Source organism: Streptomyces rhizoryzae (assembly GCF_023155275.1).
GTDB lineage: Bacteria > Actinomycetota > Actinomycetes > Streptomycetales > Streptomycetaceae > Streptomyces > Streptomyces rhizoryzae.
Map to the genome: position 1 here is coordinate 1 of NZ_JALMUV010000011.1, position 13,349 is coordinate 13,349.

The 13,349-nt window shown below is 68.2% G+C and carries 14 protein-coding genes and 1 pseudogene; 10 read left to right on the forward strand and 5 right to left on the reverse strand.

From position 1 onward, the window contains the following. Positions 1 to 53: 53 nt before the first annotated feature. Both MUU72_RS11640 and MUU72_RS11645 read right to left on the reverse strand, forming a co-directional pair. The gene (locus MUU72_RS11640) at positions 54 to 467 is read right to left on the reverse strand and encodes an NUDIX hydrolase (RefSeq protein ID WP_248013108.1); all 414 of its coding nucleotides are present in this window, start codon (positions 465 to 467) and stop codon (positions 54 to 56) included. Then, a complete protein-coding gene (locus MUU72_RS11645; RefSeq protein WP_248013109.1) occupies positions 464 to 1,123 on the reverse strand; it encodes an NUDIX hydrolase in 660 nt (219 codons plus the stop codon). The genes MUU72_RS11640 and MUU72_RS11645 overlap by 4 nt, the downstream gene beginning before the upstream one ends. 403 nt (positions 1,124 to 1,526) lie before the next feature. Between MUU72_RS11645 and MUU72_RS11650 the strand changes: the two genes are divergently transcribed. From MUU72_RS11650 to MUU72_RS11680, 7 genes are all read left to right on the forward strand, one after another. After that, positions 1,527 to 2,036 (forward strand): nucleoside-diphosphate kinase, encoded by a 510-nt coding sequence (locus tag MUU72_RS11650; protein WP_248013110.1) that lies wholly within the window; start codon positions 1,527 to 1,529, stop codon positions 2,034 to 2,036. A 79-nt stretch (positions 2,037 to 2,115) separates the two neighbouring features. Continuing rightward, positions 2,116 to 2,415, forward strand: a complete 300-nt coding sequence (locus tag MUU72_RS11655; protein WP_248013111.1) for a hypothetical protein — start codon at positions 2,116 to 2,118, stop codon at positions 2,413 to 2,415. Between the two features lie 164 nt (positions 2,416 to 2,579). Continuing rightward, a complete protein-coding gene (locus MUU72_RS11660) occupies positions 2,580 to 3,164 on the forward strand; it encodes a CYTH domain-containing protein (protein WP_248013112.1) in 585 nt (194 codons plus the stop codon). A 40-nt stretch (positions 3,165 to 3,204) separates the two neighbouring features. Further along, entirely contained in the window at positions 3,205 to 3,969 is a 765-nt protein-coding gene (locus MUU72_RS11665) for a hypothetical protein (protein WP_248013113.1), read from the forward strand. 2 nt (positions 3,970 to 3,971) lie between these two features. Then, on the forward strand, positions 3,972 to 5,360 hold the full coding sequence (locus tag MUU72_RS11670) for a hypothetical protein (RefSeq protein ID WP_248013114.1): 1,389 nt from the start codon (positions 3,972 to 3,974) through the stop codon (positions 5,358 to 5,360). A 59-nt stretch (positions 5,361 to 5,419) separates the two neighbouring features. Beyond that, positions 5,420 to 6,157 (forward strand): class I SAM-dependent methyltransferase, encoded by a 738-nt coding sequence (locus MUU72_RS11675; protein ID WP_248013115.1) that lies wholly within the window; start codon positions 5,420 to 5,422, stop codon positions 6,155 to 6,157. 128 nt (positions 6,158 to 6,285) lie between these two features. Further along, entirely contained in the window at positions 6,286 to 6,738 is a 453-nt protein-coding gene (locus tag MUU72_RS11680) for an ATP-binding protein (RefSeq protein WP_248013116.1), read from the forward strand. A gap of 81 nt (positions 6,739 to 6,819) precedes the next feature. Here the strand turns inward: MUU72_RS11680 and MUU72_RS11685 are convergent. The 3 genes and pseudogenes from MUU72_RS11685 to MUU72_RS11695 all read right to left on the reverse strand — a co-directional run. After that, a pseudogene (locus MUU72_RS11685) lies at positions 6,820 to 7,026 on the reverse strand (IS256 family transposase); the annotation flags it as partial. Between the two features lie 38 nt (positions 7,027 to 7,064). Continuing rightward, positions 7,065 to 8,336 (reverse strand): hypothetical protein, encoded by a 1,272-nt coding sequence (locus MUU72_RS11690; RefSeq protein WP_248013118.1) that lies wholly within the window; start codon positions 8,334 to 8,336, stop codon positions 7,065 to 7,067. 1,220 nt (positions 8,337 to 9,556) lie between these two features. Then, positions 9,557 to 10,720: a Rossmann-fold NAD(P)-binding domain-containing protein gene (locus MUU72_RS11695; protein ID WP_248013119.1), complete on the reverse strand. Its 1,164-nt coding sequence runs from the start codon at positions 10,718 to 10,720 to the stop codon at positions 9,557 to 9,559. A 60-nt stretch (positions 10,721 to 10,780) separates the two neighbouring features. Between MUU72_RS11695 and MUU72_RS11700 the strand changes: the two genes are divergently transcribed. The 3 genes from MUU72_RS11700 to MUU72_RS11710 all read left to right on the forward strand — a co-directional run bounded on the left by MUU72_RS11700 (position 10,781) and on the right by MUU72_RS11710 (position 13,164). Beyond that, the gene (locus tag MUU72_RS11700) at positions 10,781 to 11,542 is read left to right on the forward strand and encodes a TauD/TfdA family dioxygenase (protein WP_248013120.1); all 762 of its coding nucleotides are present in this window, start codon (positions 10,781 to 10,783) and stop codon (positions 11,540 to 11,542) included. 118 nt (positions 11,543 to 11,660) lie between these two features. Then, positions 11,661 to 12,509, forward strand: coding sequence for an aspartyl/asparaginyl beta-hydroxylase domain-containing protein (locus tag MUU72_RS11705; protein ID WP_248013121.1), 849 nt, complete (start codon positions 11,661 to 11,663; stop codon positions 12,507 to 12,509). 109 nt (positions 12,510 to 12,618) lie between these two features. Further along, positions 12,619 to 13,164 (forward strand): hypothetical protein, encoded by a 546-nt coding sequence (locus MUU72_RS11710; protein WP_248013122.1) that lies wholly within the window; start codon positions 12,619 to 12,621, stop codon positions 13,162 to 13,164. Positions 13,165 to 13,349: the final 185 nt, after the last annotated feature.

The following is a 13,349-nucleotide window of genomic DNA, read 5'->3' on the forward strand; positions in this document are numbered from 1 at the left end:
GGCATTGCCGCAGCCCTCATCAGCTACCGCCGACTCACCAACTGAAACGACGTCTAACTGGCGAGAGCGGCGTCCAGGTATTCCTGCACCGGCCCGAACAGTCCGTACGGGACGTACTCGGGGATCTGGCCGTGAGCCACCCAGGCAAGCTCGGCCAGTTCCTCAATGTCCGCGACGTGCGCGGTGCCGCTGACCACTTCGCAGGCGGTATAGGACATCAGCCTGCCCGTTGCCGGATGGACACGCTCGCCCAGCAGCTTGACGGCGGAGACGTTCAGCCCGGTCTCCTCCTTGGTCTCCCGCACGGCTGCGTCCTCGCGGGTTTCGCCGGGCTCGACTTCGCCGGCCGGGAACTGCCAGGAGAGCTTCCCCTCACTGATCCGGCGCCGGACCATCAGAACGCGCCCTTCCTGCACGATGATGGCCGCCGCAATGCCGGGTCGCTCATCGGCTGTCTGCTGCGTCACGTCTGCTCCTCCAGGACGGCAAGCACGGGCGGAAAGATCGTATCGACGGGGATGAAACGGGTCACCGCGTTTCTGGGAACCCACATCACGTCGATGTTCTCGACGGCATCGGAGTTGGTGGCCTGGCCTGCGAGGTACTCGCACAGGAAGTATTCGCACAGGACGCCGGTCATCGGGTGAAGCCGGTTTCCGAGATGCTGCCGGATCGCGCAGTGCACGCCGGTCTCGTCCAGCGTTTCTCGCAAGGTCGCCGTCTCGGCCTTGGCACCTGGTTTGATCACGCCTGCCGGGAACTGCCAGCTGAGGCCCGTTGCGTCATCGTCTCGTCGGCAGACCAGTAGCACCTCGCTGTCACGGATAACCACGGCGATCGCGACGCGCAGGGCCTGCGCTCCTGCTGGGCCCGGTGCGGACGGGCCCCGTTCACCGGAGACCAAGAGCGCGAACCGCTGTCGTGCTGTTGGCGGGGCCTGCTCGTGGACGGTGTCGAGGAGCTGTTGCATCTCCTTGCGCGGAACTACGGCCGGGTCGGAGTGCCAGGCCGCCACGGTCCGTACCGCGATGCCGAGCCGGGCCGCGAACTGTTCATTGGTGAGGCGCAAAGCGGACTGCAGCAGGCAGGCGTGGCGGCCATTCCAGAGTTCGATCACATCCACGTCTACCCCCTCCTTAGCCGCCGTCCTCAGTGCAGGAACTTGCGCACTGAAGGTGCACTCCCGCTGCACTGGCGCTTCATGGCTGTCCCGTAGGTGACTCGGAAGAATGATGGTTGCCAGGGCCGAGTGAGCCGCAGGAATCGCCCTGAGCGGCCAATCCGACTGCGCTCCAGAGCGCCGGTTGACCGAAGGGAGAGTCTAGGTGAGCAACCCCAACGAGTAGCGGGGACAACGTACTTGGCCGAAACATGTCTCTGTTTTCAGCCCTATCGTGCCGCCTTCCGGTGTCCGCCATCCGAGGGATGGTCCGAGCGCCCGGTCGAGCAAGTGGGCGCCGGTAACCTCAGCTACCTGGCGGCTGATGTGCCGTCAATCTCCATGCATACAAGCCGAAAGGGACTCCATGGCTGAGGAACAGGCACACCCCGTTGAGCGCACGCTCGTCCTGCTCAAGCCCGATGCGCTCGTGCGTGGCCTGGCGGGAAGGATCCTCACCCGGTTCGAGGAAGCTGCGCTGAAGATCGTCGGCACCAAGATGAAGTGGATGGACGAGGAGTTCACCCGGCGGCACTACTTCGATCTGGAGGAGCGGCTGGGATCGGAGGTCTACCGCGTCACGTCGACGTTCATGCAGCAGGGGCCGGTCATCGCTCTGGTGCTGGAAGGGTACGACGCCATCGCCACGGTGCGGAAGATCGTCGGCAGCACGTACCCGAACCAGGCGCCGGCGGGGACGGTGCGAGGCGACTTCTCGCACTACAGCGCCGCGGGCAGCATCGCCTCGGGCAAGGCCGTGGCCAACCTCGTGCACGCCTCCGGCAACAAGGAGGAAGCGCAGCAGGAGGTCGAACTGTGGTTCGACAAGGACGAGCTGCACGACTACAAGACCCTCGCGGAGATCTACACCTACTAGCGGCGGGTTACAGCGTCACCGCGGGGACGCCGATGCGTTGAGCACCACCAGTGCACGACCGAACTTCAGAGGGGAAACCATGACCATCCAGACCCGCCTGGCCTCCGCCGAGGAGCTGGAGTCCGTCTTCCAGCGCGAACTGACGACGGACCGGTGGGCCGCCACCGAGACCGCGTACGCCCTGGCCGTACGCCACCGCGATCTGGGGGACCGGCCCAAGTCCCGTGAGTGGGTGCAGCAGTGCCTGCGACTCCTGGAGGGCTTCCCCAGCGACACCGAGGACCAGGTGGCCACCGGCCGCACCTCGGTGGGGGGCGTCCAGCTCCCGACCTACCTGCACGAGGGCGTCGTCCGGGAACGCTTCGGCGACCTGGACTGACCAGTGATCCATCCGGCGGGGTGGTGAGCCGGACCGAGTAGCGGCCGCACCGCCCCGCCCCTGACCCACAACCGCACAAGCAGCAGCCGCCCGAACCGGCTACCCACCCCCTTGGCGCCGGTCCGGCTGGCTCCGTCATGCCTGATTCAGGAGGCGATACACCCATGCCCATCGAGATCGAGATGCGTGCCCGCTTCGGCAAGGAGACCCGTGACCAGCTCGTCGACCGTCTGAAGAGGGACGGCGAGGACCTGGGCCCCGACGACAAGCACATCTACTTCTACGTACTGCCGGACCAGTTGCTGAAGGTCACCGACAACACGGCCGCCGGCACCGCCAAGATCACCCTCAAGGGAAGCAAGATCGGCCAGGGCGCCGCCTTCGCGGAGACCGAGTTCGCCATCGCCCCGGCCGACGTGGGCGCCGCGGTGAAGCTGTTCAACGCTCTCGGGTTCGAGGAAGCGATGCACGAGGCGTCCAATCTTCGGCACAACTTCCGCTTCGACGGTGTCGAGATCGCGGTCAAGTGGAGCGAGGCATGGGGTTACCACGCCGAATTCGAGGTCTTGCTGGACGACGACGCTCCCGACGCCGCTCGTGCCGAGGCAGCCGCCAGGATCACGGATGTCGCCCATGAGGTGGGCGTCACCCTGATGACCGAGCAGGAGCTGGCCGAGTTCACCGCCGCCTTCGAAGCCGCTGAGAAGGAACGCAAGGAGCGCGAGCGGCAGGCCGCGCCGATCCGGTAGGAGCACGTCACCGCGGAGACCACCGAGGGGGTGGGCACTGATGAGCACGACCCCAACGACCGCAAGCCTGATCGACCTTGCTGCCCGCGGGCAGCTACCACTCCACCAGTACATGGACCGGTCCACCGTCGACTGGATCACCACCAATCGGCCTGACCTCCAGCCCTCACCGCAACCGGCCCTCCGACAGCTCTCGCAGTACCTCCTGCGGCGGACCGGACTACCACGCGACTGGATGGCCGAGCCCCGTCTGTACGACTCGATCCACGGTGTCCGGCACGCCATGCGCACCGCAGTACTGGCCGCCGTCCTCGCCGAGGCGAACGGCTTGGACGACGCCGACACCACCACCGCCATCGTTGCCGCCGCCGTCCACGACTGCCAGCGCCATCACGACAAGGACGATCGCGGACACGGGGAACGCGCGGCGATATGGCTCGCCGCCAATGCGGACACCGTCTGGGGCCGCTTCGACCTCACGGCCACACCGCTCCGCGTCACACGAGCCGCCACCGCCATCCGACTGCACGACGTGCCCTACGGCGCGTTCAGGCCCGACGACCAGGCCGACTACCTGCGGACCCAGAACATCTGCGACGTGGTGAAGGCCGCCGACGCCCTGGACCGCTACCGCCTGCCGAAGACCAGGTGGTGGCCGAACGCCCAGCACGTCAAAGAGCCCGCCTTCGACACGTTCCGCAGCCTCGCTTTCGACCTCGTGAGCATCTCCGAGAAGGCCCACCTCGCCGGCGCCCACAGCCCGGCGGCCGTCCTGTACGCGCTCGCGGAGAAGGAGCTGGCCTGACCATGGACTTCCTCGACGCCTACCACCTCTGGGCCGACGCCCACGCCTTCTACGACACCACCCTCATCCCCAGCCCTGCCGACACACACCCGCTGGCCCAGCAGTCGGCAACCTGGGACGAGCGGCTCGCCGCCACGCCGAACGGGCACCTGCTGCGCCAGAACTCCCTCTTCGACGCCCTCAACGGCAGCGGCACACTGCACCTCCTCCACGTCACCCACGCCCTGGAGCAGATCAACGAGCAAGGCGTCCTCTACCCGTCCGGCGGCTGCCTCGTCGGCAGCATCTACTGCGCCCCGCTCACGGCTACGGACCGGGGCCTGCGGATGCATAACCTGGCCGCGTATGTACTGACCAAAGAGGCGCCGGCCTTCCTGGCCAAGCTCGGCGTCACCGACCGGGTACCCACCCCGCTGATCTTCGAGATCAACACCCCACCGCAGGCATACCAGAGCCTGGCGGGAGTGGACTATCTCCGGCTGGGCCTCATCCACCTGCGGATCTACTGCCACCTCGAATACCTGCTGAGCAAGAGCGAGCGCCACCGCTTACGCGAGACCGTCGTGGCCAGGGTGAAAAACTCCGCCGCCTTCCTCGCCACCGCAGCGGCCGTGGCCTACCGAGGCACGCGCATCGCCGCCAGGCCCTTCCTCGACCTGCTCGACGAGACCATCCCCCGCTTACCGGTCCTCGGCTACCTGTACTTCGAGGCGCTGGCGGAGTACCTGATGCTCCACTCGACCTCGCAGCCCACACGACGCCTGGCCGACATCGGAGAGCTGAACAACTGGCTGTACAAGGAGATGCTCTTCGCCTCCTACCCGAACATGGCCGGCAAGTTCGACCTCGCGAGGTTCCGCCCCAGGCCCAGCCAGCTGGCCGACCTCATCCACCAGGTCGACCCGACCATCGAGATCAACCACGCGACCCACTACCTGGTCGAACGCATCAGCCACCTCGTCGCAGCCCGGCTCTTCGCACCCGGAGAGGCCCCGGAAGCCTGGCACCACACCCGCTGGGAATTCGACGCCCTCTCCATCCAGCTCGGCCCGCTGCTGGGGCACCTCATCCACCGGGAGCTGCGCACCTTCGGCCGCTACCCCGACTTCTACTTCTACTTCGACCAGTACAAGGCCCTGCAAGCCTGGAACTACTGGAACCACATGGACATCGTCGCCCCGTTCAACGGCACGATGCCCAAGGGCGAGATCGGCATCAACCCCGCCTACCCCAACCTCGACTACCGCGTCTGGCGCGCCGAACAGGACGACGCCGGCCACCTCCACCCGGCCGAGCAGCTCTCCCTGACCATCGCCCCGCGGCTGGTGGACATCAAGTACACGCTCATGCGCAACAACCAGTGGACCGCCCCGGCGCACAGCGCCGCGTAACCACCACTGCCTCTCACCAGCAGCTGCTCTGCTGCCTCTTCTTTCCCAGGAGCCCCGCCATGAGTTACTTCGGCATGCCCTCCGTCGATCTCCTCGGCGAGCAGATCGACGCCCTACTGGGCGCCCCTTCCACCACCCACGGCCTGGCCCGAGCACTCCGCACTGCGGCGTGGGAGATCGAACTCCACCGCTACCACCACGCCAGCCAGCGGGCCTGGCCCGACGGCCGCATCGACCAAAAGCCCTCCAAAGTCCAGATCGGCGGCGGAACCCACCGCATCGAGGACTTCTTCAACATCGACGCCGTCCCGCCGGCCGGCCTCCTCTGGGACGTCCGCGAAGGCATCCCCCTGCACGACGACACCGTCGAGCTGATCTTCTCCGAGCACTTCCTGGAGCACATCGATTACCCCCGCTCCGCCAAGAACTACGTCCGCGAGGCTCACCGCGCACTCACACCGGGCGGCAAGATCATCACCGGCGTCCCCGACGCCGCCTTCGCTCTCAGCCAGTACCCCGGACCGCTGGACCCCGCCGACGAGATGGTCGAGCGCTGGTATGCCAAGCGCGACTGCCGCAACCACATCAACACCCGGCTCGACCTCGTCAACCTCGTCTTCCGCGACCAGGACGACGACCCCAAGTACACCCCGCATCTCTGGGCCTACGACTACGAGAAGCTCGTCCAGCTCTTCACCGAAGCAGGCTTCGCCACCGTAGAGCCGTGGACCTTCGACCCCACGATCGCCAACCCGAAGCGCCGCTGGGGAAGCGTCTACGTCATCGCCACTAAGTAGCGATCTCCGCCGAGCCGACCGGCTTGGGCAGACACTGGCTGCCCTCTCTGTCCTGGGACTGCCACACAGGGGCAGTCAGCACCGGTACCCACTCGTGCGGAGCCACCCCCGCCGAGGGAGGCATCGCCGTGAATCAGGCCCATCAACCGACCAGCGATCTGACCCTTGCAGCCACGCCAAACGCCGTCTCCTGGGCCCGGCGCCATACCGTCGACGTCCTGCACCGATGGCAGCTCAGAAGCGAAGTTGTCGAGACAGCCCGACTCCTCGTCTCCGAACTCACGACCAACGCCGTCCGGCACGGTTGCCCAGCACCAGAAGTCGCTCCCGCAGGCTCCTGCATGGCCGGAACGATCTCTCTCGTGCTTCGCCTGACTGGTTCGTGCGTGCTCATCCTGGTCAGCGACTGCACCCCTCGCCCACCATCACGGCGCGTGGCGGACAGCAATGCCATATGTGGACGCGGATTGCTCCTGACAGAAGCCATGTCCAGCCGCTGGGGCTACTACCACCCGCCTCGGCACGGCGGAAAAGTGGTCTGGGCGGAAGTATCCATCCAGCCCGGGGGTCTCGGTGAATAACAGTGAACCAACCCCGTCCGGAATGCCACTCGAAAGGCACCCGCTCAGATGACCACGGCTGCCTATGAGCCGTGAGGGCGCTCACGTCGCAACCGCCTCGGAGTGTTCGACAAGCTGGCCGCGTTCGAAGGGGGCTTCGGCGTGGGCGAGGGCGACGAGGTGGGGTGCGTTCACGGCCGGCCACCGCTGCTGGGCTGACTCGACGAGTCTGAAGACCATGGCCAGGGCGGTGGTGCGGGAGCCGACGCGATGGGTGACCCTGCTCCGCAGCCGGACGGCGGACAAGGTCAACGAATGATCTAGCGTGCGGCTACGGTTCTGGCGCCTCATTTCCGGCTCTGTCCACGCACGATGTCGACCAGGTCTGAGGGCAAGAACCTGGATCCGTAGATCAGACCGACCGCAGCCAAAGCGACGATGCCAATAATTGGGCTGGCCGCCGAGTCCGGTAGGCCAAGTAGCGAAGCACCCACTGCTGCACCGACAACCGCCACACCCAATGCCACTAGCCGCACCCATTCGCGGTTCACTGCTTTGGTGACGCCAGTCAGATCCTCGGAGTCGAGGAGAGCGGCAGTGCGGCCCACTGCATACCGTTCGGCCACCTTTAGCAGCATCTTGGCAAGGTCGTCGAAGACCACACGGATATCGGGATCCGTATCTTGCCTCGCCTCGGCGGCCCGCAGGGCACCGACAACATCCGCCGCATGCTCCTTGAGCTGACGTCGACGTACCCGCCGCACCTCAAAGTGACGCATTCGCCAGGCTGACCAGATCACCCGCTCAGCATCGGAAAGGTTCACCCGAGGCGCGAACATAGGCGCTTCGCCGGTCCACGCGTCATATCTGGCGCGAGCGTGCCCGACAGCCCCTGCGCAGGCAAGAAGTCTCACGACGGCTCGGTACCGGGCCGTATCCCCGAAACGGACATTGATAAAGCTACCGATCAGCTCAAACCTGGGGCTGATTCTCTGATATCGGCCTGGAGTGCCAAAATCGTGGACCCGATCGAAGGCCGGTGCTGCGGCACGGAGCGCACGCAAGATCATGATAAGCAGAAGAATCACAAATAGAGCTGTAAGGCTCTCACGGGGCCTATCCCAGGGAGGAGAAGCGGGCGACAGCAGCGCTGTCGACTTGTCCCCCAGCCAGCCACCCGCATCCCGCATCCATGCCAGAAAGTTCGCATTTCCGGATGCCGAAGCCTCCAGAACTTCCTTCCATAGGCCTCGTGCACGACTGACAAGCCAGCCAACGTTGAGCAGGCCCCATGTCCAAAGCATCAGCCTGACGGCCTGGGCGCCTGCAGCGAAAGGAGCACACTCGTACCACCTGTTGACCGCCTCTGTGACGACGCCGCGACCCTCGCCCTCCCCCACCACATGCGGAGGCAAATGACGGTAAGCACTGTCAAGGCGACGTGCAGCCCGCCGACGCGCCCATGTGTAATACCGCGTGCCTAGCGGGTCGAGCACGCGGCGGCGTATCCAACGGTCCGACCCCGTTATCTCGGGTCCGAGCGCAACCGCCCCGAAGAAAACCGCGTAGATCGATAAGAAAACCAACCAACCAAGAATTGAGTTCAGTGCATCGATCACCTGGGTAGCCTCGCCCAACTCACCTGCGCCACAAGGCCAAGCATGCCTGAGAGCACGGGCCATGACCAGCCTGTGGCGGGCCGACAGCCCCACGTACGCAAATGCGGCCGGGAGCAGCTCGCTCGGAAGGCGAATCTGGTCATGGGTGGTTCTGGAACCCGATCGAGTTCAGGGATGAGGTCCTCTACCAGGCGGCCTTCGTCCCGACGCTCGCCCTGTCGCTGGCCAGCCCGCCACTGGGTCTTCCTCCGCGGCAGGACGGAATTGGTGCTGGCCTTCCTGGCGCAGGCGGTACGGCGGGCCCCGGAGCGCGGCGTTTTCCAGTACCACCACGCCCCCCGCGCCCGAAGCGACCATGCCGACCCCGACCAAGGCGCTTCCCGTCATCCTCGTGCGCACCGGCTGCGCTGGGCGTCGCGATCGGCTTCTTCTGGCTATACGTGATGGGGCACTTCCGGATCTTGTTCACCGTCCCGTCGTGCTGGCCGGAATGATCGGCGCCATCTCAGCCGGCGCCGCCTGGGTGCGACACCGCACCTGCTCGCCCGCGCCCGCCAGCAGGTGAACCACAGGCAGGTGTGCACCGGGCCGCGCCCGGCAGGTGCCCATCAGGCGCGGGCGCACCGGCACCGAAGGACTAGCTCGCTGCCCCCCCCCCCCCGGCCCTTGTGGCCTTGCAGCCGCAATCCGACGATACGGGGCCGCCCACGGACGGCGTTCTCTTCATCGATTGACCCCTACAGGCGCCGCACGACGGCTACCGCAAACCGCCGTGCCCTAACCGTGCCCTTCAGCCCGGTCAACAACGGTCCCCAGCGGTGTCCCAGCACACCATCAGAGAAGCGAATTTCATGGCGTTCCCCGCAGGTCAGGTGCCATTTCAGTGCGCCAAGCCCCATTGATTCCCAAGCTCAGAGCGCGGGTTCGATTCCCGTCACCCGCTCCATAGTTGAGGCCCTGGTCGCAGACCGGGGCCTTGTTCGTTCGGCCGGGGTCTTCGGGGGCGCGGGGCGGCAACTTGCTGCGGGGGTGCGCCTGGAGGGGGTGCGAGCCGTTGCCGGTGGGGGCTCGGGCGGGACGTGTGGCGCGGGGGGTGGTTTTCGTGAGCGTTGTTACATGTCGTTGGTCGGGGGCAAGGGCCCGGCGGGGGGCGGTGGTTGGGAGAGGCGTGCCGTTGCGGGGGCGGCACGGCGGGGCGCTCGCCGGGGTGGGGAGGGGGGTCAGACCTCCACCGGGGAGGCGGGGGTGGTGGGGTGGTGCGGGTAGGCCGGGGAGCGGCCCTGGTAGGCGAGAATGCTGGGGTTCTGGATGACGCCGTCGCGCATCTCGACGGCCCGGCGGATCGTTTCGTCGGCGTCCCACGAGCGCGGGTCGGCGAGGGTCGGCAAGTAGGCGAGCAGGGCCTGGCTCAGCTCCCAGGTGGCGGAGTTCCACAGCAGGGACGGACTGTGGTCCACCGCGTAGTAGCGCACGTGGCCGCCCACGGTGCGGGTCGGCCGGTCGAATGACGTGGGGCGCGCCCAGCCGAAGGCCATGCCGGTGTCGCAGGAGACGTCGACGATGAGGGAGCCGGGGGCGAAGCGTGCGAGGTCCTCTTCGGTGAGGTAGACCTCGGGGGCGGTGACGTCCTGTAGGACGCAGTTGACGACGATGTCGTGTTCGGCCAGGAAGGGCGGCAGCGGGACCTCGCCGTCCGCGAGCCGCACCGTGCTGCTGCCCGGGGCCGGCCGGTGGCGCAGCTGGGCCATCCGGGTGGCGCCGGTCGGGGGCCGGACGGCGGCGCTGGGGCGCCGGGTCACCAGGGTCAGATCCTCCACCCCCTGGGCGCGCAGCGCGGCGACGGCGCCGTGGCCGGTCGAGCCGAAACCGATGACGGCGGCGCGCAGGGGCCTGCCCCACCGTCCGGTGAGGCCCACGCACTGCAGGGCGTGCTGGACCGAGCAGTAGCCGGCCATTTCGCTGACGCGGGAGAAGACCCAGCGGGCGAAGCCGGCGCCCGTGCCGCCGTTCGGCCAGTGGCGCATGGCCTCCATGGAGATCACGGTCAGCCGCTTGTCGATGGCCAGTTGAGTGGTCTCGGGGTTCTGCGCGAAGTGCGGGGCGCCTATCAGGATGTGGCGCTCCCGCAGCGCGGCGACGTCCTGCGGGGTGACCTTGAACAGCACGAGGGCGTCGCAGTCGGGGATGAGGTCGGCGCGGGGCCGGATGCCGGCCACGTGGGGCCGGAGATCGTCGTCCGTCATGCCGAACCACGCGCCGTATCCGGACTCCAGGAACAGGCGGGAGCGGAGACCGCTGTCCAGCCGCGGCAGGTGGGCGGGATGGGTCGGTACGCGCCTCTCGTGCTTCTTCCCGGTGTTGGCGACCACGCCCAGCTTCTCCATGCCCGGCCCACTCCGTCCTCTACTCGCCGCCCCCACTTACTCACATTAGGGTAAATACGCATGAAACACTCTTTTGAGGCGATTGCGGACAAGTTGGGGGCAGAGGGGTACGCGGTCGTCGCAGGTCCGCTGACCTCCGGGGAGGTCACCGCCGTTCTGGCGGAGCTGGGGGACCTCGTCCCGCAGACCACCGGCGAACTGGCCTACGACATCCGGGCCCATGCGGGTTTCGCGCACGTGCGGGACACCCGCAGCCCGCACGCGCTCCGTCCGCACACCGAGGCGCCCGGCCAGGACGTTCCCCCGCGCTACCTGGCGCTGCACTGCCGGGTGCAGGCCACCTGCGGCGGGGGCCAGACCCTGCTCGCCGACGCGCCCCGCTTCCTGGCCACCCTGGACGAGGACCTGCACCGCCTCGCGCACAGCCACCCGGTGCACTGGCCCTCCTACCAGGAGCACCCCGGGGCCACCGGGGTCCGCAAGCCCGTCGTGGACCGCACCGCGGCGGGCACCGTGATCCGCATGAGCTCCACCCTGCTGGCCACCGGGGCGTACTCGGAAGCCCTCGACGAACCGGGCGGCGCCGCACCGCCGTTGGGGCCCGGCGGCCTGGCACTGGCCCGGCGGACCGTGGACTTCATGGGCACGCACGGCACGTCCGTCCTCCTCCCCGAGGACGCCCTGCTCATCTGGGACAACCACCGGATGTTCCACGCCCGCACCGGCTTCTCCGACACGCGGCGGCGCCTCACGCGCTACTGGATCGCCGACCGCACCGGCACCGGACCCCGCACCGGCCGCGCCCACCCGCCGCAGGACTGACGGTGCCCCGCGGCGGGTCCGCCGCGCGCGCCGCCGCCGGCGTGCCGACCGCCTTCCGCCTTCCGCCTTCCGCCTTCCGCCTCCCGCCGGGCCACGGCGATGACGTCAGGAGTGAGCCATGCGCACGCAGTTGATCACCACCCTCGGCCTCGACCGGGCGAGGCTGGCGGAGGACCTGGAACGCCTCGCGGACCTGCCCCTCGCGGAGCCGTACGACGCGTTCGTGTGCGGGCGTCCGTGGAAGGCCGCGATGCTGATGACGCCGGGCGGCGGGGACGGCAGCGTCCTGGAGCCGTTCGACCGGTCGGTCCCCGCCGCGTTCACCGCCACCGCCGCGCACCTGCCCTATCTCCGGGAGCTGATCGGCGAGCACTTCGCCACCGAGCACATCACCTTCGCCCGCCTCGTGACGCTCTCCAACGGCGTGCTGATCCCGCACCGCGACACCGTCGACGGCGCCGCGCACCGCGTCCACGTCGTGCTCGCCACCGGTCCGGACGCGCTGTTCGCCGAGTGCGACACCGTCTACCGGATGGCGGAGGGCGAGATCTGGTTCATCGACGCCGGCCGGGCGCACAGCGCCGGTGTCCTCGGCGACACCCGCCGCGTCCACCTCCTGCTCGACATGGCCGGTGTGGCGGACGCCGGGGAGCTCTTTCGGTTCACCCCCGAGCCGTCGGGCGGCATCCCGGCGGCCAGCCTCCACCACCGCCCCGAGCTGACCGCAGCCGAACGCGACGGTCTGCTCGGCCTGTCGCACGTGATCGACGAGGAGAACGTGCGGGAGGTACTCGGCCTCCTCATCAGGAAGCACTACCGCAGGGACGGCGGCCCCGACTTCGTCTGGCGCACCATGACGGAGATCGCCCGGCGGAGCGGCGACGCGCGCCTCGTGCAGCGGGTGGCGGAGCTGCACCGCCGCACCAACGTGGACCACAGCATGGCGCCGGACACTGCGTACGCGTGACCGGCGGCGGGGGGGGGGATCGGCGGATTCCCCGGACCGGCGCCCCCTCGGCGGCCTACCGTACGGATACGCGGCATCACACGGCGCAGCCGCCCGAGGAGGAACCCCTGTGTCATCGCCCTGCGATCCCCGGCACGCCCCGGCCGGTGATGTCGGTGCAGCGCTCATGGTGATCGACTCCCGGCTCAAGGCCGTCCACGAGGGCACGCCCCGGGCCGGCCCCGAACAGCAGGCGCTGATCGACCAGTTCACCGCCTCGCTGGGTCCCAAGGGGGCCCAGGACGTGCTGGACGGCGTGTGCACGCTCATCTTCATGTACATGCAGTGGCTGCGGAGGGCCTACGAGGACCATGACGAGGACGTCATCGCCGGCGTGGTGCCCCACCTCGTGGCCACGATGCGCATGATGCCCAAGAGCGTCCGCCCCGAGGCCATCCCCACGATGGCCGGCCTGCTCGTCGCCGCGGCCACCGGCCTGAGCCCCAACCTCTGGCGCAAGCAGTACGGGTACTGGACCGAGGAGGAGATGACCCCTCTGGAGGCCACCGCCTTCCTGCTGGCGGAGCACATCAACCGCATGACCGACGACCCCGCCTTCGCCACCCGCCTGATCAGCGAAGCCCTCTCCGGGGCGGACGGGGGCCGAGGGGGCTGACGGGTCTGACGGACGGCGGGCCGCCCACGGCCGCTCCTGGGGCAGCGGGCCGCCGGGAGGCGCGGGCCGATGCGGTGCGGTGGACGGCGATGTGCGGCGGTCGGCGGCTCGTCCGGTCAGGTCATCGGACCTGCACGGCAAGGGACGTGCACCACACCACCCGGCGGGGAGGCACATGACGTGCG

Bases quoted from the DNA above. Each gene is read 5' to 3' on its own strand.
- MUU72_RS11700 (WP_248013120.1), top strand. From the start codon at position 10,781: ATGAAACACTCTTTTGAGGCGATTGCGGACAAGTTGGGGGCAGAGGGG.
- MUU72_RS11660 (WP_248013112.1), top strand. From the start codon at position 2,580: ATGCCCATCGAGATCGAGATGCGTGCCCGCTTCGGCAAGGAGACCCGT.
- MUU72_RS11670 (WP_248013114.1), top strand. From the start codon at position 3,972: ATGGACTTCCTCGACGCCTACCACCTCTGGGCCGACGCCCACGCCTTC.
- MUU72_RS11695 (WP_248013119.1), bottom strand. From the start codon at position 10,720: ATGGAGAAGCTGGGCGTGGTCGCCAACACCGGGAAGAAGCACGAGAGG.
- MUU72_RS11655 (WP_248013111.1), top strand. From the start codon at position 2,116: ATGACCATCCAGACCCGCCTGGCCTCCGCCGAGGAGCTGGAGTCCGTC.
- MUU72_RS11675 (WP_248013115.1), top strand. From the start codon at position 5,420: ATGAGTTACTTCGGCATGCCCTCCGTCGATCTCCTCGGCGAGCAGATC.
- MUU72_RS11650 (WP_248013110.1), top strand. From the start codon at position 1,527: ATGGCTGAGGAACAGGCACACCCCGTTGAGCGCACGCTCGTCCTGCTC.
- MUU72_RS11665 (WP_248013113.1), top strand. From the start codon at position 3,205: ATGAGCACGACCCCAACGACCGCAAGCCTGATCGACCTTGCTGCCCGC.
- MUU72_RS11705 (WP_248013121.1), top strand. From the start codon at position 11,661: ATGCGCACGCAGTTGATCACCACCCTCGGCCTCGACCGGGCGAGGCTG.